Genomic DNA, 19,320 nt, shown 5'->3' on the forward strand with positions numbered 1-19,320 from the left:
CGATTCTCCTTAACGTGGGCGATCCTGGGACGCACGCTGCGCCGGTAGCCAGGCGAAGGTGCAGGCGCCGACCGCGGCGCCCATGATCAGGGTCGGCACCACGCCCGAGGGCGACGCGGGCAAACCGATGCTGATCGCGCCCGACGGCAGCAGGCTTTGCAGCTGCAAATTGTGGCAAAGCAAGGCGTACAGCAGCAGCGCCAGGCCGGCCGCGAGAATGCCGATCGCACATCCTTCGGCGAGTTCTCCGAGGCGCACTGCGAGCGGCAGGTAGCCAAGCTGCAGCACGATCTGGCGCACCCTGTCGCGCTCGATCTCCAGGGCCAGGGCGATCGTATAGATGCCGAAGCCGGTGCAGGTTACCGTCAATACCTGAAAGGCGATCCAGAATTTGTTCAGTTGCGACTGAAGGTGGGCCACGAAGCGGCCGCCATAGTCGTTCAGTCGCAGCAGGTCGACGCGGATACCTTCGACTTGCTCGCTCAGGCGGCGCACCTCGGCCAGTTGGACGGGATCGAGCGTCATGCTGATGGAGCTGACAATATCGCTGACCTCGAAGTGCTGCTGCAAGGCCGGCAAGGTACTGTACATCTCCACCTCCCGGCTCACGCCCGCACGTTGCGCGACCCCGACGACGCGCCACTCGACGTGCCCCAGTTTCAGCACGGGGCCGGCCTTGCGCCCTGCAATCCAGGCGTCCAGCGCAGGGCTCAGCAGCAGCTCGCGCCGGCCCGGCAGGGGCAAGCGTCCTTCCATCAAGGTCAGCCCGGCCAGGCCGCCGGCGTCATCGGCCGGCAAGCCGCGCATCAGGGTGGGCACCCGATCCCCATCCCGCTCGCCCAGCACGATGTCGGCAGGCAGGACCAGCGCCGCGTGCAGCGCTTTGCCGCGCAAGGCCGGCGAGGCCGAAAAGCCGGTGCGCAGCTGTTCGTAGGCGGAAAGCGGCAGGAAGCTGCGCGCTTCCGTGCCCGCGCCGGCCGCCAGCATCAGATAGGCGTTTGCGGGCGCCGCCGGCTTGGCCTGGTCGAGCGCGTCCGACAGGTTCATTCCCGTGACAAACGTCAGGGCGCTGGCGCAGATGCTGATCATGACCAGGGCCAGGCGCAGCGGGCTGCGGCGGTAGCTGCGCAGCCAGAGCCCGAACATCATGGGAGTCTGACGCAGGGAGGAGGTCAACATGGCGGATCCGGACATGGCGGTGGCGCTCAATCGAGGGTGTCGCTGAACAGGTCATTGACGTCAAGGCGGGCGATCACGGAGCTCACCGCGGTCCAGGCCGACAGCGCGACCAGGGTGCCGGCCGCCGCCGCCGCCTGCAGCGCTGCCGCCGGCACTTCGATGCGCAGCCAGAGCAGGTTGTCGAACAGGTAGCTGCCGGTCCCGAACGCCAGCACGAAGCCGCCCGCGCCGATCAGCAGGCCGGCAGCGAGCGCCAGGCGCATTGCCTGGAACAGCAAGGGAAGCTTGCGCTGTCCGACCACCAGCAACAGCGCCAGGCTGGTCCGGTAATGAAGGGCAAGCATGTTGCTGCACAGTGCAGGCAGCAACAGCGCTGCCGCCAGGGTCATGCAAAAGGCGATATACACCAGCTGGCGCAGGTCGATCAGGTCGTTCATGAAACCGGATGCGGCCGGCAGGAAATCGGTGCTGCGGGTAGCCGGGGTGTCGTGGGCAAACAGGGTGTCGAGCGCGCGCCGCGCCTTGGCCTTGTCCACGTGCTCGCGCAGGCGCACGTGAAAACTTGCGACCACCGCGCGATAGGTGGGCAGGGCGAGGTCGGCGAAATCACGCCCGAGCATGACGCAGGTCGTGCATTTCAATTCATTGTCGGCGCCGAAGGTCCCGGCGATGTAGAACTCCTGATTGTTTTCGGCGTCGCCCGAAAACAGGCGCGCGGCGACCATATTGCCGACCGCAAGCTGCTGTTTTTCCAGCAGGGCGGCGCTGACCAGTACGGCGTCGCGCCGTTGCTGCCAGCGCGCAATGGTGGCGCTGTCCGCCCCGAGGCGGGGAAAGGTGGCGGCAACCTGGTCCTTGTCGACGATCACCCCGGTGAATACTTGCCGCTCATTTGCCAGGAACAGGGCGACCGAACTGTACTCGGTCACGCTGGCGACCCCCGGCCAAGCCTGGATGCGCGCGATATAGGTACGCGGCAGCAGGTTCGATGGGGAGAGGGCGTTGCTCACTGTGAGCAAGCGGTCGTCCGTCTTGACAAAGCGCGGATGCCAGTAGGAATTGCCAGCAAGCAAAGCGGTACACGTGGCCAACAGCACGGCCAGGGTTGCCAGGCTGGCGGCAAGGGCGCGGTGGCGAAGGAGCAGGCCGATCATGGCGCAAGTCCCTGGAGCGCGCCGTTATGCAGATACAGGCGCCGCGTGGCCTGGCGCGCGAGCGACTCGTTATGCGTGACGAGCACCACTGCGCGCCGATGCGCCTGGGCGAAGGTGCAGAGCAACTCGAATATCTGCTGTCCCGCCTCCTCTCCCAGGCTCCCGGTGGGTTCGTCGCACAGCAGGAGCGACGGCGCCCCGACGATGGCGCGCGCAATGGCCACCCGTTGCTGCTCGCCGCCGGAAAGCGTGGCGGGCATGGCCATGCGCTTCGGCTCCAGGCCCATCAGCGCCAGCGCCGCCTGCGCCTGGCGCCGCCTGTGCTGGCGCGCCATGCGCCGCAGCTTGAGGGGCAGTTCGACATTTTCCTGGGCAGTCAGGAAGGGCACCAGGTTGAAGCGTTGAAAGACGAAGCCGATGCTGCGCGCGCGCAGTTGCGCCAGTTGGCGGCCATTGCGAAAGTCGACCATTTCACCGCCGCAGCACAGGGTGCCGGCGTCGGGCTTTTCCAGGGTGCCGAGGATCTTGAGCAGCGTGCTCTTGCCGGCGCCCGACGGGGCCGTGATCGCCAGCACCTCGCCCAGGCCGACGCTGAGCTGCACGGCGCCCAGGATGGTCTCCCTGCCGGCGGCCGACTGGAACGACTTGCAGATGCCGTGCGCCTGCATGAACGGATGGGCGGCCTGCGTGCCCTGGGAGGGGGTGTCGATGGTGGCGTGGTTCATGGGTTCTGGTGGGTGAGGAGGGGAGGCGTTGCGCAACGGCTGTCGCCGGCGCCGACGAACTGCACGTCGGCGCTCGTTTCAAGGATGGGCAACACGCGGATCGGGTGTAGCGGGACCAGGATGGCGTTGACCGCGCCGCGCTGGCGGTCGGCGGTGCTGCCGATCCGGTCGAGCCGGAACGGCAGCGCGTGAATCTGGTCCGGCTGCGCCAGCGACGACACCAGCGCGCAACCGGCGCGCTGCAATTGCGGAAGCAAGCGCTCCTGTACCGACACATGCACTTCGAGGGTGGCGGGATTGAGCAGGGACAGCAAGCCGCTGCGGATATAGCTGCCGCCGTTGGTGGGCGAGACGACTTCGCCGACGCGCGCGTTCTGCGCCACCACCACGCCGGAAAACGGGGCGCGGATGGCGTACTCGCGCTGGGTTTCGCGAAAGCCGTCCAGGTTGGCGAGGGCGTCGCCGATATTGCTGCGTGAGCGGCTCAGTTCCAGTACGGCCTGCTCGACCCGCAGGTCGGCTTCGGACATGGCCTTGCGGGTGCCGAAGCCGCGCGCCATCAGGCTGGACTGGCGCTGCTGTTCGTCGCGCGCCTGGCGCACGTCGAGCGCGGCTTTCTGCGATGCGAGCCGCTCGGCGGCCAGCCGCTGTTCCGCCGAGCGGACATCGTTGTCGCCCCGCATATTGCTCAGTTCTACCAGGAGCTCTCCCTTCTTGACCGTACTGCCTTCGCTGACCCGTATCGTCTTTACCCGCGCCAGGACCGTGGCGGAGATCTGCACCATTTCGTGGGCGGAGAAAAAGCCGGACATCTTCAGGCCGGCGCCAGCGGGATCGCTCGCGGCGGGCGGGGCGGGGCGGGGGGGCGCGGGGACGGCCGGCGCGACGGGCGCCCCCGCGCGCTGCCAGTATCCCGCAGCGGCGATGACGGCGACGGCCAGCGCCGCCGCCCACGCGAGCGCGCGCCTGGAGGGATGGCCGGCCGGTGCTTCCTGCGCGCTGTGCTGCACGAGGCTGTGCAAGGCTTGCTGCTGCTCCGATCGCGCCTGGTCGTCATGGCGGTTTGGTGTTGTTTGCATAAGTGGCCTTTACACGATGCCGGGACGGGAGTGCAGGAGAAGCTTGACCGCCATCAGCAGCACGACCCCGGCGTAGACGAGCGACACGGCGCCGTACACGGCTGCCGGCCAACGCCAGCGGCACAACAGGCGGAACTGGCGGATGCCCTGTTGCATGTCGGCGCGTGTCAGCATGCAGCAGTTTGGCAATCCGACCAGCAAGCTGACGACAAACAGTCCCTGGAGCGTGGCTGCCTGCGCAGGCGGCGCCAGGGTTGTCGCGATGGCCAGGCACAGCGAACAGAGCATGTCCAGCAGCGGGCCGGCGCTGAGGATCAAAAAGCGCGTATCGCTGCGTTCGAGCGAGGCCTGGGCCGGGGCGTGAAAGGCCGGCAGCGCGGCGGACCAACGAATCCGGCCGTCGCGCACGCCGCACCAGCGGGCGGCTGTGGCGTGCGCCAGCTCATGCACGGCGATCCATGCCAGCAAGCCGGCAAGCGCCACCACCGGCACCGCGCTGCGTACCAGGGCGCCAAGGGCGATACGGGGCAGTTCGGCCAGGGGCAACTGCAGGAAAAACGCCAGCGACAGCGTGATGTGCCAGGCGCTTAACAAGGCCAGGACCAGCCAGGCGGCATACAAACGCAAGCGCATGGAAGTCATTGCGTGGTCTCCGGGGCGTTGCCGAACGTGAACGCGAACAGGTTGAACAGGTGAGCGCACGATGGCGGGAGATGGGTCAGCAAGTCGCTTTCGACCGCCGCACCGGCCGGACAGCCGCGCAGGCGCCGGGACTCGATGGCCAGCCAGAAGCTGCCGATCCATTGGCCGATCAAGACCAGCAACTGGTCATGGCCGGCCGGCCCGTGCGTATGGAGCACGCGCGACAGGTCGGCCAGCATGAAAAGACGGCCCGCCGCCTGGCTGAGATTGCGCTGGGATAGCAGCTCCTGGTCCGGTCCGTCGCGCGACAGGGTACTGCCGGGGCACGGGAGCAAGTTGCCCTCGTCGGCCCACTGGTAGGTGACGCACACGCCGGCGCGTTCGATCACGAGGATTGGGTGCAGGCTCGACATTAAGGCGGCGGCCGCACGGTCGCCTGGCCGGGGGCGGGATTGCCTCAGCAGCGCGGCAATGTCCGGCACGGCGAGGTCGAGTTCGGAACAATCGCGCGCCGCGCTGCGTTGGCGCAGCAAGCGATCGAATCGGTCCCATTCGATGGGTGCGGCGGAAACGCAAGGCAGATCGGCGCGCCACGCGAAGTTGTAGTAATGACGGCGGTGCTCGACGATGTCGCGCAGCCAGGGCGCTTCGAACGGCTGGCAGGTCGGTGTCAGCGCATGGCCGGCCGCCAACGCGGCAGCCTGGAGAAAGGCGGCGCCGAAGCCGCTGTCGAGCAGGCCGAGGCTGAGCCCGAAATCGCCGTATTTTTGCCGGATTTTCTCGGTGTTTGCCAGGCACACGATGGCATACTCGGCCTGGCCGGCGCCATCGAGGGACGCTTCGGCAAGGGGCTCGAGCCAGTCGACGACGGGCACGTAGCGCATCAGGCGGGTACGCCGCCTCGACTGGTCGCGCCACACGACCATGCACTCGGCGGCCCCCAGGTTGCCGCCGCTCGGACAGATTCGCCGCCGGTTGCCGGCGGCATCGCTCCAATAGCCGAAGGCGCGCGTGACCAGTTGCAGCAGCAAGCGCTGCGGCGGGCTGGCGCTGGCCATCGAAATGACCTTGCCGGCATCGCCATGCGGTAGCGGAAACTGCTTGGCAGCGAGGATATTCTTCGGCGCATAATGTTGTTCATAACTTTTCACCCCGATCATGCGGCGCGGAGGAACCGCGGCCCGGCTGTGCCGTTCCAGCCGCTGCAACGATGCGGGTCTGTCCACTGCGGCAATCGCGTGGGGCGCGTCGCCGAGTGCATGCAGGCGCGCCACGGGATGGGTGCTGCAGCCGAGATGCCCGTTGTCGAGCTGGTAGCGAATGAAATTGTTCAGCAGCGAGAAGGGGGTGCTGCCGCTGTTGAGCAGCACAAGGGCATTGCACACGATCCCCGCCCATAGCGGCAGGGTGGCGGCCTGACAAGCGTCGTCGACGGCGCCGGCGGCGGCGCGGTAGCACGCCGTCGTGCAGCAACCGCGGTTCGCGAGCAGCGGCCCGACATCGAGCGACAGCGCGCGCACGGACACCAGCAACACCGCGGCGCCGGCGGCCTGCAAGCGGGCCACTTGCTTGTCGAGCCCGGTCGTGCCGTCGAGAACGGCGATGGTCATGTGGCAGGGCGGCGCGCCCGGCATGCAGTCGACCACGTTCAAGCCGCATCCTCGCAGCGCCAGGGACAGCTCGCGGCGGAAGCGGCCGCTCCCAAGCATGCTGACCGGACGCAGGAAGGCGGCGGCCGCGTCGCTGCGGCGCTGGTGGATGCGGGTCTGGTTCATGACCTTGGCGAGGAAAGCGCCGGTGTGCGCATCGAGCGCCGCCGGCGTGGGCGCGGCCGGCTGTTCGAGCAAGCCGTGCTGCTGAAGCCAGCACAACAGGCGCTTGCGTTCGTACGCGCCCGCCAGATGATCGGCGCACAGTTCCTCCACGGTGCGCGTGCCGTCGAGCTGGCGCAGGAATGCCAGCACGTCCAGGGCCCCGAAACGGCGCCCGACGACCGGCGCGCCCAGGCCGCCGACCAACATCAGGCGCGTATCGTCGATGGCGGCCACCGCCACCTCGTCCAGCAAGCGTGGCTGGCTGGGAAACGCGTCGTCGAGTTCGGCGTCTCCGGTGAGCGCGAAGCGGGGAGTCAGGCTAGCCATGTGCCCAGTTCCCCATGAAACGCGGCAAAACGCTGCGGCCCGGCGCAGGTGGTGCGGCTCGGGCTACGGCAGGTACACCCGTGCACGGGCATGATGGCGCTGCTGACAATCGCGCCACTGGCGCTGTCGATCGCCAGGCTGTCGGTGGGCGCCAGCAGGCCGCGTTCCTGAAGCAGGCACAATTGCGCCGTCAGGTCGACCAGGCTGGCCGGATAAGCGCGGAACTCCGCGGCTTCGGACTGGGCCGCCAGTTTGGCCAGGAAAAACAGGGTTTCGGCGCCATACGGCTCTGGCGGCTGGCTCAGCAGGCGTTTGCAAAAGCACTGCGCGCAGATGCCATCGGGCGAGCAGGGCGGCGCCAGCAGCACGTGCCGCTCGAACGCGAAGCAGGTAAACAGGTTGGCGCAAGGGGCGAGGCGCTGCGCGGCTTCCTGCATCAGGTCGAGTCGCAAGGAGGAGAACAGGGCAAACACCTGGCCTTCCAGCGGCCCGGTGCAGGCGCGCCACTGCGCGGGCTCGAGCATGGTTGCCGCTTGCCCGGACTGGCGGGGGGCAATGCAGCCTGCCACGCTTCGTCCGAACTCGCCGCTGTAGATAAAGGTAGACATGTCAGGCAAACGGTTGTGGAAAAGGGTTGATCGTCATGGCCGCGCCGGGCGCGATGTCGCCGCGATCCATCAGGAAGGCGTGGAATTGCGCCAGCCGCGCGGCGCCGAGGTAGCGCGCGGTGGTGATCGTACTCATGGGCATCAGGCTGGGAACCAGGGCGCGAAAACCACGCAGGCCGACCTGGCGCAGCTCGTCGGAGCTCAGTTCCAGCAGCAGGATCTCGTGGCCCAGCGCTTGTGCGCGTTGTTTCAGCCAGGCCAGCTGGGCGCCTGCATGACTGTGGTCCGGCAATGCCTGTCCGGCTTGCAGGTCGGAAAAGCGCACCCGGTCGCTCCCGTCGAGGAAATCGAACGCATGGGCGCGTTCGGGCCGGGCCATGTACACCGCGCCATCTTCGATGTCCGCGCATTGCTCGGCGCTTGCGGGAACGTTCAGCTGGCCGGTGTCCAGGATGGAACTCAAGCTTGCAACCTCGCGCAAGGCCTTGTAGCACGCGTCCGCGAAGCTGAAACTGCTGGCGCAGGTGACAAGGTTGGCCGCATGCGGGTGGCACGAACGATGCCGCCGCAGATACACGGTCGGCAAGCCGACATCGGTGGTGGCGTCGAACAGCATGTATTCATCTTCCTGTTCGAGCAAGGTGCGCACGGCGGGCGCGAAGTGCGCCAGGTCGGTGCTGTCGAAGGCGATCTGCGGCAGCCGCCTGCGCAGCAGCCACGTCAGTGCTATCGCATCCCTTTCCAGCACTTCCGCAGTCGCGGTCACCAGGGCGGTGGCGGGATCGTGGTGGACTGCGGTGCCGGTGGAAATCGCGGCCCAGAATCGTTCGCTGGTCCACGCGCGCGGATACAAGTGACTCATCACGACGGGCACGTATTTCTTGTCGCCGGTGTTCAAGCTCACAGCCTCGACCCAGCGCATCGGCTCGTCCGGGTCGAAGGGGTGGAAGGGCTGGTCCGGCAAGGCCAGTTCGTCCTCGGAAAAGCTCGGCAGGGTGGGCCAGTTGAACGCGTCCTTGCCCAGTTCGTTGGCGCTGGCGACCATATATTCATGCTCCAGCAACATGCACGAGCTATACCGCTCCGCTGCTTCGCACACCGCCTTCAGGCGCGCCAGCTCGGGGTCGACGTCGGTGCCGCAGCCGCTGAGATACGTGTTCCAGAGGGGCGCCCCAGTGTATGTGCGCGCTCCCTGGAGTAGTGCGCTCAGGTTGCCGGCATGGCAGCCGTAGCTGTGGAAAATTCGGTCGGAAAAATTGGACAGGACGATGGACCGGGGCATGCTCAACACCCCGCCGAACGCCCCGCACAAGGCTTCAAAGCGCATGCTGCCGCCTCCAGTGCTGTTGCAGGGCGCGCAGTGCGTGCGGCGGGAGCGCCAGCAGGATCAGATAGTCCGACTCGGATCCGTCAAATCCCAGCTGGTTCAGCAGCAAGCGCAGCACGTCGAACCGGCTCGTTCCCTCGCCGCTGGCGGCCAAACCGTGCCTGAGTGCGCCTATCAGGTGATGAAACGTGGGCAGCGCGGCAGCTGGCAAGTTGGCGCCGCGCACCAGCAGGCCATCACGCTCCAGCGCGTCGGATTGGGCCAGCATCTGCCCGACCAGGGCGCCCGGCAGCGTGTTGGCAAACACCAGCGGCGAGAGCATGGCGGCCGGCGGCGGGCAGCGCATGTCCAGTGCCGCCGCCATGGCGGCCGGCAAGGCCGTCTTCAAGAGCGCCGGGTCGGCCACCAGCAGGGGCGGCAGATGGTCGTTTAGCGCGACCAAGGTGGCGGCAGTGCGCGCATCGGCGTGCGTTGCCAGCCACAGCGCGGCGTGCGCGGGTTGGCACCGCACGAGCGTTTGATGGGCGCCGCTGTCGCGCGCCGGACCCCGGCCGAGCAGTTCGGGGGCGCGGCAGGGTTGCTCATGGTTGAGTGTGTCGATCGTCGTTTCAGCCCATCCGACCAGCACATTGCGCGCGTTGCGGGACGAATATCCGGGCATGTGAACCAGGACCTGCGCCTCGCTGGCGGGCTGGGCAAAGCTGCGCAGGATGGCGACGACGCGGGCGTGCGGCAACGCCGCCAGGAGGGCATGCAAGCGCGCCAGCAACGGCGACAGGAGGCTGTTCTGGCGTCCTGCGCGCAGCCGCAGCGCGTAGGCGTGGGCGAGTGGAAGCGGCTGCATGGTCTATTCCTCCGCCGTATAGCGAAAACCCTTCAAGGTCCACCACGCCATGCCGGACGTAAACAGCACCAGGAATGCGACCGAGGTGGCGATGCTGAAGCTGGGGGGATAGTCGAGCATGGTCTGGCGCAGCAGGTTGACGCAATGGGTGGCCGGCAGGAAAAATGCGACGATGCGGGTCGCCGGATACTGGGTATTCGGGAAGATCAGGTCGCCCATGAAGATCATCAGTAAATTGAAGATGGTGAACAGGTGAATGCCGCTGGAATACGAGCGCAGGTTGCTTCCGAGTGCGATCCCCAGGCTGAGCAGGCTCAGGCTGGACAAGCATGCCACCGCGATGCTCGCGATAATCGTCGACCAGCTCAGCTTGAGCCCGAGCAGATAGTCGCCCAGCAGCACGAACAGAATCGACTGCCCCAGCGCCAGCAGCAACTTGGTCGTGGCCTCCGCCGAGAAGATGAGGTACAGCGGGACCGGGAACAGCCTGAACAGGCGCAAGGTGCCTTTGGAGCGGTCGCTGAGCAACTTGGCGCCGGTCGTGAACAGCGCCAGGTTCATGAGCGACATGATCAGCAAGCCAGGCAGGAAAGCGAAGGACATGGCGCCATCGGCGGCCACCCTGACCGCGTACGCGGGCGGATTACGGGGGGGCGACAGTGCGACCGCCACGAGCTCTGCAATCGCCTTGTTCTGTTCCAGCGCATAGATGGTCGGGGTCGGGGCGCCGGCGTCCTGGCTCAGGACCAGCCTGGCATTACCGTCGCGCACATTCTGCGCCGCGTTACCGCTGATCGGGACGATCTGGAGCCCGGGCAGCCGCATCTGTTCGATGCGCTTGAGCACTTCCGGCGCGACCGACACGGTGCTTCCCATGGTGATCGGCAACGGGCCGCTGTTGGCATAGTAGGTAAAGCTCGACATCAGCAGAAAGCCGAGAGGAATGACCAGGGTCATGGCTAGCGACGTCAGGCTTCTGTGATAAAAGGCAAGCGAAAGGCGGGAAAATCTCAGGAAAATCGGCCACGGCGATGGCGCGGCAACGGCGCAATTCATTGGTCAGGTTCCTTAGTTGGCTATCACGCTCAAATACACATCTTCCAGCGAAGGTTGCGTGACCACCAGGTTGAGTCGTAGTCCGTTCGTTTGTTCGAGCAGCAAGATAGCGCCGATCAAGCCGGCCGCCTGGTGGGAGGCGCACGAAATCATGTGTTGCTGCCCATGCAAGGTCAGTGGCGCGTCAGCCGGAAGCGATGCCCTCAGTTCGTCGACAAGCCATGTGGGGGCGGTAAATTTGATCGAGATGCGGCAGGCGTGCTGTTGCAGCAGCTCCTGGGCGTTGCCGCTCATGCGTATTTTTCCGTTATCGATAAAATAGATGCGGTCGCACAGCTCCATCGCTTCTTCCATGTGATGGGTGGCAATGACGCCCGAAAAATTGCGCTGCTGCTTCCTGGACAGCAAGGCGTCCCACACCGTGCGGCGCGACCGCACATCGAGCGCGGAGGTCGGCTCGTCCAGTACGACCAGCGATTTGTCGCCATACAAGGCGGCAAAAATACTCAATCTCTGGGTCTGGCCCGCCGACAGGTCGCCTATCTGCTGCGTCATCAAGTGGGCAAGGCCAAGCTGGGCGATCAAGCCTTTCTTGTCAGGCTCAGCCGGATACATGTGTTGATACAGCTCGCATAACTGCCCCACCGTTAATTCGGAGGGAAGAGCGTAGCGCTGGAACACGATGCCGATCCTGCCGCGCTCACCGGGGGTGAGCAGGGCCGGTCTTTTGTCGAAGATGGAAACCAGGCCTGAACTTGGCTCCTGCAAGCCCTCGAGAATTTCCAGCAGGGTGGTCTTGCCTGCGCCGTTCGGACCCAGCAAACCGATCACTTCACCGTGAGCGATATGGATAGTGACCCGGTCGAGCGCAATTTTGTCGCCGTACAGCTTGCTGACGTCGGTGAAGTCGACAGCGTGGAACTCGGGCCGATGGTTCGCAAGGTGGTTCATAGGCATTTTAAAACGGGACAATCAATCTCCATCGTCGTCGCTCACGCGCGGGCCGAAGGGTCGCCCAAGCCGGGATGTCGATGAATGAGGAGGCGGCATCGATTCCGCATAGGAGCCTGGAACCGATGCCGATGGAGAATTGCTGCTACCGCGGCATTTTCGGTATTGGCGGCCCGCCGCAATTGGCGGAACCGAAGGAGCCGACAGTGCCGATGCAGCCGCCGGCAGTGCCGAACGTACCGGCAGTCCCGGCTGTGTTGAAGGCGGCGGTCAGGGGTTGATCATGCGGCGCGTCGGCAGGCCCATAGGCCGCGCTGGCATCTGGCGCCGCTTCCGGTGTCAAGTCATAACTATGCTTTTTTTCCAAAGTAAACAGTTCCACGTAAGCTCCATTCGAAAAAGAAATTAAATACTGACAATTGCATCGACCGTTAAAGACGGGTAGGCAATTTACAGCGGCTAATATTATTTCATTCCAGTCAAAAACTGCGAAGGCTGGAAAACTTATGTAGGAAATTATAGAAAAAGGAATCTCGGTCGATCAAGCGTTTTTTAAAGAATCGTACCTGTGTTCGCTTTTTCAGCCACACCCGGCTCTGCCGATGTATTCAAGATGAAAGACATAAAAGATGAGTCTGGACTGGATCATTTGTAACCATTCAGCCTCTATCAAGAACTATCAAAAATCACAAGCAAACATCAAGTGCGACATCACCTTGTCCGCGCCGCGCACCCTGATGTTGCGCCCCGCCGAACTCATCCTTGAGCCTTGCGTTGCTGTGCCCGTGCAGCTCCTTGCTGCAGTAGGCCGTATCCATCACGTCATGCAAGTGCGTCACGCGCGCCGCCGTCACGGCTGCACACATCCCTCCTTCATGCCGAACCCGCCGATAAATTCACACGCATGAGCAGTTATATAAGTGGATGCGTCGATTGCAAATAGACCTGATCTGCGTCTGTTTTTTTAATGTCGGATCGCGGCTTATTCAAGGAGGATGGACGCCGGTAATAATATTCGCCTTAATTGATATCGTGTGTTTCGGGAGGCGAAAAGGTCTTAATCGGTCGATCGATAAAAAGATCAACGGGCCAATCGGGGGATTTTAAGATCATGTCGCCGGCGGCGATAAGGGCTGAATTGGCGGTCGGCTTGCAATTAGCGTCCGATTCCAGGTTTGATGTATTTTTCGATGCGGGCGCGATTTTGAGCGGACGTCGGTAATGATCGTCATCAGGGGATTGGACGGGACGATGCAGGGGATAAGCGCGTCAGCATGCTGGGAAGTAAGTGACTTGGTAATTGATGCCCCCCATCGTGAATGACCACGGGGGGGCGGCCGGCGACGCGCTACTGCCGCCAGCCCGGATGCGATGCAGCCGTGCCTGTCAGCCCGGGTCGCGCCCTTCGCCCGCCAGCCAGCGCAGCGCCGTCAGGCTCGGCATGAACAGGTATTCACCGCCACGCACCGTGCAGAAAGTCTGGATGCCGTGGATGCGCTGGCGCACCGGGCGTTTCTGGATGGTGAAGGTGCTGTCTTCATCCTGCTGGCCGAGGATGGGGTCGCGCTCCTTGCCCAGGTCCATGAAGTTCCCGTGGTCAACCCACTCGGCCTGCATGAACTCCACCGTCTCCGGCGCCTTGGCGCTGATCCCGATGAAGAACAGGCCGCGTTCCTGGCCGTCGTCTTCCAGCAGGTCCGCGCGCCACGGCGCACCGAAGGTGGTGCTGCGGCGGATGATGCGATGGATATTCACGTCGGTCAGCACCGCCAGCTTGCTGTCGCGCGGGTTCATGCGGCGCATGTGGCAACCGTGCGGCGCCTGCAGGCCGGCCTGGTCGTCCTTGTAGGTGAAGTCGTTGTTGCGCTTCGGGTCCGCGCCCAGCGCCGCATCGTCTTTTTCGGGCGCCAGCGTGAGCGGCGCACCGCTGCGCCAGCGGCCCACCAGCTTGGCCGCCAGCAGTTCCTGGCCGGCTTCGTCGTCGGCGTTATCGCGCAAAAAGCGGTTGAACGCGGCGGCGTCGGCCTGGTACTTGCGGATCACCACAAAGGTGCCATTGCGGCCCAAGGCGTCGGGCTGCGGCATCGCCATCGGCACGCCCGATTCGCCCGGATAGCCGAGAATCAGCTCGCCCGCCTTGATGGCGTCGCCCTGGCCCGGCAGCAGGTCTTCGATGCCGCCGTCGATGGCCGGGTTGCTGATGTTGTCGCGGTAGCCGAAGGGATTGAGGCTGTCCGGCTGCGCGCCGAAGTCGTGCATGCCGAGCAGGGTGACGCCCTGGACATTCTCGAATTCGTTCTTGGCGGTGGCCAGCGCGTGCTTCCACGATGCTTCATCGGGCGCGAAGATCGACACCGTCACGTGCACCTCGCCGCTGTCGTACGGCGCTTCCCAGTTCGCCGGGGCGCTGGCGCCGATGTCTTGCAGGCGGTCGGCGCGCGCCGCCATGCCGGCGCGGAAGGCGGCCGGAAAACTGGCCAGCGAATCTTCAGGGATGTCCAGCGCCACCAGGCCGGCGTGGCTCAACGCCACCGCGATCCAGGCGGTGGTGTTGGTGCGCGCATCGGCGGCGCTGCGCACGTGCGGGGCCAGGCGCGAGAGCAGCGCGCGCCCGCCTGCGGCCTGGTCGATCTTGAGCAGCACGTGGGTGCCGTAGTACGGGTCGGGGCGCTTGAACAGGATGGTGGCCTGGATGTCGTCCAGTTCCAGCGTTGGCGAGGAATGGACCAGGTTCTTGAGTGTATCGATAATCGTCATGGGAACCTCAAGCAATCTTGTCCAGGAATTCCTGGAGCGCGTCGTTCTGTTTTTGCAGGCGGCGCGTTTCGACCACCGACAGATTCGGATTGGCGACGTACCAGCCGTCGGCGGTGATCTGTTTGCCGGCGATGAAGTCCTTCACGCCAGGATCGGTGATGCCGGGCCAGCCTTCGACCGATGAAAACAGCAAATCCATCAGATCGGGAATCTTGGTCGCGAAGTCTTCGATGTAGGTGTCCCAGTCGCCGTCGTAGGTGGTGGCGAACAGGATCTTGGTGTCGTTTTCGAAAAAGACGAAGCGCATGTCGTGCAGGGTCGAGACCTTTTGCGCGCCGTTGAAGTTACCGTTAACCAGTTTGAAAATGCGGCGCAGGCGCTCGGCGCCGCCCGGCTTCAGGTCGGCCATGGCGGTCAGTTCGGAGATCTTGCCGGACTGGCGGCCGATGCGGCCGGCCGATCCCGCGTGGCCTTCGGTGTTGGGGTCCTGCTCGCGCAACATGTTCTCGAGCGCGAGTTTGAGCAGGTCGGGGGCGTCTCCCAGGACCTCCTGGACTTTGCGCTTGATGTCCGCGAGGTCGGTAGAGGATTTGTTTTGTGGGGTGGTGTCGCTCATGATTGCTCCTTGGGTCTTGAAAAAAGGGTGATGCTGACTACGGGACTACTTAATCTGGTACCTGGCCGATGCTGTCGATTTCGATGCGCGGCTGCGCGTTCATCTCGTGACGGAACCTGGACGACGCTTCATACGCCTTGATGCGGGCGCGCATGATGGAGCCCATCGGGCGGTGCGCCTCGATGCAGTGCCACGGGTTGAACGACAACACGTCGTCGGCGAACACGCGGCGCGCCGGGCTGTACGCCTGCTGCTGCGGGATGGTGAGTTTGGCGACCGGCTGGTAGGGCGAGTCTTCCTGCGGCCACTCGATCGAGGCGTCTTCGACCGGCATTTTTTCGATGTCGGTGAGTAGCTGCGCGCGCAGTTCGTACTCGGCGCCCTGGCCGTTGAAGAAGTCGACCACCAGGTTGCGCAGGGCCGAGTCGTCGGCGTCGTCGCCGAGCGGCTGGCCGGTGAGGGCGCGCACATTGTCGGAAAGAGGAGCGGCGCACAGCTTGGCCACGTAGTCGCCGTAGCGCACCGCGGCCATGCTGAAGAAGGTCTCGCCGAGGATATGGTTGTTTGGTGCGCCGAGCGTGTCGACCACGGGGTTGTCGATGCCGAGTGCGTGCAGCGCCTTGCTGCCGCCGCGCGCGAGGGCGGCCACGATGCGGCGCACCATGTCCGGGTCGTCCGCGTGCTTTTCGAGCAGCTTCTGGGTCTTGAGGTAGGCGGCGGCGTGGCCGAAGGCGATCACGGGGTGGTTCACCAGCAGCAGGTCTTGCGTCTTGGCGTCCTGGCGGTTGGGCAGGAACTGCGGGCCGTCGACACCGAGCATCTTGATCGCCATGCCGCGCGGGGACGGCAGCTTGTCGCTGTGGATGTCGCCGGGCGCGGTGGAGAGGCGGATCACGACCGGGTAGGTGGCCGGGCGGGCGAACACGCCCTGGGCCAGGTGCGCGGGCAGATTGTCATACACGGTCACGTGGCCAACCAGCACGCCGTGGCACTTGGCGTGGGCATCGCGCTTGGCGTGGCGATGCTTGTCGAAGACGCGGGTGTTCACGCGCATCATGGATTCAACCACGCTGTCGATGATCTGGTCTTCGTTTTCCTGCTTTTGTTCCAGGTTGTCGTTGTAAGGGACGTAGGTGGTGGCAGACATGGGGTTCCTCGCTTGTTTGTAATATTGCAATGGAACCGAGGAGTGTACCGATAGTGCCGGGGTGTTCGATAGAATGTTTGTTCGAACGGTGGGGTATGGTGGTGGCCAAGCGAAGCCAGAAGCTCTTGGAGTATTATTGCAATATGACATGGATTAAACCATGTCCATGTTTTCGGAAACACAAGGAGAATGAATTGAATATAGTCGCTTTGTTAGCGAAAAAGACGCTGGTTCCGCTATTTGCTGCAGTTTTACTGTTACAGGGATGTGCGGCCACGAACAATAACAGCAACAACAACGTGCTGACATACTCTACTCACGACCTGGGCCTGCTTTGTTTCGGCGGAGTCAGTAACGTACGGCTGACATACGGCGGTGCCCCACACAGATTGTTCGATGATAAAGGCCATGTCGCGCCTGAAAAGACACCTGCGGATGCCGCGCGCACGCCGCGCGGCCTGTTCGGTACGTACGATACCTTCGCAGGGCCGATGGACATGCAGTGGCGCTCACGCGACGGCACTGAGCTGAGCCACGTCATCGACCTCAATAAGGAAATTGTCGGTCGCCAGATTCCTTATGACCATCCGGAGCGTGTCTACGCCAAGAAACCGTTCGTCGGAAAGCCCATTATCATTGTCGAGTTTAATGATCGTACCGTGAATGTCTACCTTGCCGCGACATTGCAGGTGACGCCACTCGACGCGGCCAAGCCAACCCTCGACGATGTGAAGACCCGGACGCTGGTGTATTCCAGGACCTTGTGATGGCGACTTCGGTCCATTAAAAAAGCGGGCATTGCGCCCGCTTTTGTTGTTTACTCTTCGTTGTTTACTCTTCGCGGCGCAAGTGCGGGAAGAGGATCACGTCACGGATGTTCGGCGAATCGGTGATCAGCATGATCAGGCGATCGATGCCGATCCCGCAGCCACCGGCCGGCGGCATGCCGTATTCCAGCGCGCGGATGTAGTCGGCGTCGTAGAACATCGCCTCGTCGTCGCCCGCATCCTTGGCCTCCACCTGCGCCAGGAAGCGCGCCGCCTGGTCTTCGGAGTCGTTCAACTCCGAGAACCCGTTGGCCAGCTCGCGCCCGACGATGAACAGCTCGAAACGCTCGGTGATGCCGGCTACCGTATCCGACGCGCGCGCCAGTGGCGATACTTCGGCCGGGTAGTCGACGATGAAGGTCGGCTCCCACAGCTGCGCTTCGGCGGTTTCTTCGAACAGCGCCAGTTGCAGCGCGCCCAGGCCAGCGGTCGAAAACGGCTTGACGCCGAATTTCAACAGTTCGGCCTTGATGAATTCCGCATCCTGCAACTGCTCCGCGGTGTAGTGCGGCGCGTATGCGTTGATTGCGCCGACGATGGTCATGCGGCGGAACGGCTTGGACAGGTCGAGCGGCTTGCCGCCGTAAGTCAGTTCGGCGGTGCCGTGGGCGTCGATGGCGGCCTGGCGGATCACCGCTTCGGTAAAGTCCATGATCCACTGGTAATCGGTGTAGGCCGCGTAGAATTCCATCATGGTGAATTCAGGATTGTGACGCGGCGAGACGCCTTCGTTGCGGAAGTTGCGGTTCACTTCGAACACGCGATCGAATCCGCCGACCACCAAACGCTTCAAGTACAGCTCCGGCGCAATGCGCAGGAACATTTCCATGTCGAGCGCGTTGTGGTGGGTGACGAACGGCTTCGCGGCGGCGCCACCAGGAATGGCATGCAGCATCGGCGTTTCGACTTCCATGAAGTCGTTCTTTTCCATGAAGCGGCGGATCGACGACATGGCGGCGGTGCGCGCCTTGAAGGTGCGGCGCGTTTGGTCGTTGGTGATCAGGTCCACATAGCGCTGGCGGTATTTGGTTTCCTGGTCCGACAGGCCATGAAAATGGCTCGGCAAAGGACGCAGCGACTTGGTGATCAGGCGCAGGGTCGTTACCTTGACCGTCAGTTCGTCGGTCTTGGTCTTGAACAGGGTGCCTTCGATACCGAGAATGTCGCCCAGGTCGTAGTGGCTCAACGCTTCCATGGCCGCTTCGCCGGTTTTGTCGAGCGTGACGTAGATCTGGATGCGGCCGTCGGCGTGCGGGCCGGACGAATCCTGCAGGGTTGCGAACACGGCTTTTTTACCGGCTTCGCGCTTGAGCATCATGCGCCCGGCCAGGACCACGGGCACCTCGGTCGCTTCGAGTTCTTCGCGCGTCTTCGATGCGTACTCTTCGACCAGCTTCGCCGCCTTGTGCTGCGGACGGAAATCGTTAGGGAAGGCGATGCCGCCTTCGCGCAGCGTGGCCAGCTTGGCGCGGCGTTCGGCGATCAGCCTGTTTTCATCTGCCGGGGCGGGTGCTTGGTCTTGGGTGTCCGTAGTCATGGTAGGTATCGCTATAGAGGTTGTTGCAGGTGTGGGATTAGCTATTAATTAAGACGGAAACAATCAGGACGAAAACAGCTCGTCGATCGTCAGGTCCGAAAAGTCGCTGGCGACGTGGATCACGTTGTCGAATTCGGCAAAGGCGTCGGCGGGCAGGGTGGTGGTGAGCACCACGGCGCGCATGCCGGCGCGGCGCGCCGCTTCCACGCCCAGCGGCGCGTCTTCGAAGACGATGCAGTGCTCGGGCGCGACGCCGCAGCGCTCGGCCGCCAGCAAAAACACGTCCGGATGCGGCTTGCCGCGCGCAACATCGGCCGCGCCGACCACGGTGTCGAAATGGCGGCGCAGGTCCAGGCCATCGAGCGTGAACGTGATGTTGGCGTTGGGCGCGGCGGTGGCCACGGCCAGCGCCACGTCATGCTCCTTGGCCAGCGCGATCAGCTGGTCGAAGCCGGTCACCGTTTTGCGGTGCGGCTCGTACAGTTCGCGGTAGACCACTTCCTTTTCGTCGTTCAGGACCCGCACCTCGTCGTCATCGAGGTGCTCGCCCATTTGGGCGCGGATGATTTCCTTGCCCTGGCGGCCGGCCGTGGTGCGGAAAAACTCGTCGGCGTCGATGTCCTTGCCGCGCCGCTGGAAGAATGCGATCCAGGAGTCGGTGTGAAAGGACATGTTGTCGACGATCGTGCCGTCCATGTCGAAGATGAATGCGCGTCGGGTAGCGGTCATG

18 protein-coding genes and 1 pseudogene are annotated in these 19,320 nt (G+C 64.1%); 1 reads left to right on the forward strand and 18 read right to left on the reverse strand.

Annotation, left to right across the window (positions count from 1 at the left end):
- Positions 1-9: 9 nt before the first annotated feature.
- From F0185_RS02840 to F0185_RS02915, 16 genes and pseudogenes are all read right to left on the reverse strand, one after another.
- Positions 10-1,179 (reverse strand): hypothetical protein, encoded by a 1,170-nt coding sequence (locus F0185_RS02840; RefSeq protein ID WP_167221422.1) that lies wholly within the window; start codon positions 1,177-1,179, stop codon positions 10-12.
- Between the two features lie 26 nt (positions 1,180-1,205).
- Positions 1,206-2,333: a hypothetical protein gene (locus tag F0185_RS02845; RefSeq protein WP_167221424.1), complete on the reverse strand. Its 1,128-nt coding sequence runs from the start codon at positions 2,331-2,333 to the stop codon at positions 1,206-1,208.
- Complete coding sequence (locus F0185_RS02850) at positions 2,330-3,058, reverse strand: ABC transporter ATP-binding protein (protein WP_167221426.1); 729 nt, start codon at positions 3,056-3,058, stop codon at positions 2,330-2,332. Before F0185_RS02850 ends, F0185_RS02845 begins: the two co-directional genes overlap by 4 nt.
- The gene (locus F0185_RS02855) at positions 3,055-4,137 is read right to left on the reverse strand and encodes an efflux RND transporter periplasmic adaptor subunit (RefSeq protein ID WP_167221428.1); all 1,083 of its coding nucleotides are present in this window, start codon (positions 4,135-4,137) and stop codon (positions 3,055-3,057) included. The genes F0185_RS02850 and F0185_RS02855 overlap by 4 nt, the downstream gene beginning before the upstream one ends.
- 9 nt (positions 4,138-4,146) lie before the next feature.
- The gene (locus F0185_RS02860) at positions 4,147-4,779 is read right to left on the reverse strand and encodes a zinc metalloprotease (protein WP_167221430.1); all 633 of its coding nucleotides are present in this window, start codon (positions 4,777-4,779) and stop codon (positions 4,147-4,149) included.
- Positions 4,776-6,920, reverse strand: coding sequence for a nitroreductase family protein (locus F0185_RS02865; RefSeq protein WP_167221432.1), 2,145 nt, complete (start codon positions 6,918-6,920; stop codon positions 4,776-4,778). The genes F0185_RS02860 and F0185_RS02865 overlap by 4 nt, the downstream gene beginning before the upstream one ends.
- Positions 6,908-7,444 (reverse strand): hypothetical protein, encoded by a 537-nt coding sequence (locus F0185_RS02870; RefSeq protein ID WP_167221434.1) that lies wholly within the window; start codon positions 7,442-7,444, stop codon positions 6,908-6,910. Before F0185_RS02870 ends, F0185_RS02865 begins: the two co-directional genes overlap by 13 nt.
- Positions 7,445-7,529: 85 nt before the next feature.
- Complete coding sequence (locus F0185_RS02875; RefSeq protein WP_167221435.1) at positions 7,530-8,855, reverse strand: YcaO-like family protein; 1,326 nt, start codon at positions 8,853-8,855, stop codon at positions 7,530-7,532.
- Entirely contained in the window at positions 8,845-9,699 is an 855-nt protein-coding gene (locus F0185_RS02880; protein ID WP_167221437.1) for a hypothetical protein, read from the reverse strand. The genes F0185_RS02875 and F0185_RS02880 overlap by 11 nt, the downstream gene beginning before the upstream one ends.
- Before the next feature lie 3 nt (positions 9,700-9,702).
- Positions 9,703-10,656, reverse strand: coding sequence for an ABC transporter permease (locus F0185_RS02885; RefSeq protein ID WP_167221439.1), 954 nt, complete (start codon positions 10,654-10,656; stop codon positions 9,703-9,705).
- Between the two features lie 111 nt (positions 10,657-10,767).
- Positions 10,768-11,706 (reverse strand): ABC transporter ATP-binding protein, encoded by a 939-nt coding sequence (locus tag F0185_RS02890; protein ID WP_167221441.1) that lies wholly within the window; start codon positions 11,704-11,706, stop codon positions 10,768-10,770.
- 145 nt (positions 11,707-11,851) lie between these two features.
- The gene (locus F0185_RS02895) at positions 11,852-12,088 is read right to left on the reverse strand and encodes a thiocillin family RiPP (protein ID WP_167221443.1); all 237 of its coding nucleotides are present in this window, start codon (positions 12,086-12,088) and stop codon (positions 11,852-11,854) included.
- A gap of 297 nt (positions 12,089-12,385) precedes the next feature.
- Positions 12,386-12,560: pseudogene (locus F0185_RS34605) on the reverse strand (IS5/IS1182 family transposase); the annotation flags it as partial.
- Positions 12,561-13,092: 532 nt separating this feature from the next.
- Positions 13,093-14,463 carry a Dyp-type peroxidase gene (locus F0185_RS02905; protein ID WP_167221447.1) on the reverse strand — a complete coding sequence of 457 codons (1,371 nt, stop codon included), beginning with the start codon at positions 14,461-14,463 and terminating at the stop codon, positions 13,093-13,095.
- Between the two features lie 7 nt (positions 14,464-14,470).
- A complete protein-coding gene (locus tag F0185_RS02910; protein ID WP_167221449.1) occupies positions 14,471-15,079 on the reverse strand; it encodes a hypothetical protein in 609 nt (202 codons plus the stop codon).
- A gap of 49 nt (positions 15,080-15,128) precedes the next feature.
- Positions 15,129-16,226 carry a catalase family protein gene (locus tag F0185_RS02915; RefSeq protein ID WP_167221451.1) on the reverse strand — a complete coding sequence of 366 codons (1,098 nt, stop codon included), beginning with the start codon at positions 16,224-16,226 and terminating at the stop codon, positions 15,129-15,131.
- A gap of 194 nt (positions 16,227-16,420) precedes the next feature.
- On the opposite strand from F0185_RS02915, the gene F0185_RS02920 reads away from it, so the two are divergent.
- The gene (locus F0185_RS02920; RefSeq protein WP_167221453.1) at positions 16,421-16,993 is read left to right on the forward strand and encodes a hypothetical protein; all 573 of its coding nucleotides are present in this window, start codon (positions 16,421-16,423) and stop codon (positions 16,991-16,993) included.
- Between the two features lie 64 nt (positions 16,994-17,057).
- On the opposite strand, the gene lysS is transcribed toward F0185_RS02920, so the two are convergent.
- Positions 17,058-18,590, reverse strand: a complete 1,533-nt coding sequence (lysS, locus tag F0185_RS02925) for a lysine--tRNA ligase (protein ID WP_166885115.1) — start codon at positions 18,588-18,590, stop codon at positions 17,058-17,060.
- A 63-nt stretch (positions 18,591-18,653) separates the two neighbouring features.
- Positions 18,654-19,319 (reverse strand): HAD family hydrolase, encoded by a 666-nt coding sequence (locus F0185_RS02930; protein WP_167221455.1) that lies wholly within the window; start codon positions 19,317-19,319, stop codon positions 18,654-18,656.
- Position 19,320 lies beyond the last annotated feature (1 nt).

The sequence above is a fragment of the Massilia rubra genome (assembly GCF_011682065.1).
Lineage (GTDB): Bacteria > Pseudomonadota > Gammaproteobacteria > Burkholderiales > Burkholderiaceae_D > Telluria_A > Telluria_A rubra.